The following is a 914-nucleotide window of genomic DNA, read 5'->3' on the forward strand; positions in this document are numbered from 1 at the left end:
GCCGACGTACTTCGTAAAGAACGTCGTGGTGACTACCTAGGCGCAACTATTCAAGTTATCCCTCATATCACTAACGCTATCAAAGACCGCGTAATCGCAGGTTCTGAAGGCCACGATATTGCTATCGTTGAAGTTGGTGGTACGGTAGGTGATATCGAATCGCTACCATTTATGGAAGCAATCCGTCAGCTAGCAGTAGAACTTGGCCGTGAACGCGCAATGTTCATGCATCTAACTCTTGTTCCTTACCTAGCAGCAGCTGGCGAGGTGAAAACTAAACCGACTCAGCACTCTGTTAAAGAGCTACTGTCTATCGGTATCCAACCAGACATCCTAGTTTGCCGCAGCGATCGCATGATCCCAGCGAACGAGCGTAAGAAGATTGCACTTTTCTGTAACGTTCCTGAGAAAGCGGTAATCTCAATGAAGGACGTAGATTCAATCTACAAGATCCCTCAACTTGTTAAGTCTCAAGGTCTTGATGACCTAGTGTGTACTCGTTTCGGTATTGATGCGCCAGAAGCTGACCTTTCTGAATGGGAACAGGTTATCTACGAAGAAGCGAATCCAACAGGTGAAGTAACTATCGGTATGGTCGGTAAATACATCGAACTACCAGATGCGTACAAATCTGTGAACGAAGCACTTAAGCACGCAGGCTTGAAAAACCGCCTAAACGTAACCATTAAGTACGTAGACTCTCAAGACATCGAAACTAAAGGCGTTGAGCTTCTAGAAGGTCTAGACGCTATCCTAGTTCCAGGTGGTTTCGGTGATCGTGGTGTTGAAGGCAAGATCCGTGCGGCTCAATACGCACGTGAAAACAAAGTGCCTTACCTAGGTATCTGTCTAGGTATGCAAGTTGCACTTATCGAATACGCGCGTAACGTTGCGGGTATGGAAGGTGCACATTC

General features: G+C 46.6%; 1 protein-coding gene. It reads left to right on the plus strand.

The window, feature by feature from the left end; translation table 11 throughout:
- On the plus strand, nt 1-914 hold a 914-nt coding region (pyrG, locus tag R8N49_RS25685; protein ID WP_318190279.1), incomplete at both ends, for a glutamine hydrolyzing CTP synthase.

The organism is Vibrio sp. 1978 (genome assembly GCF_033344345.1).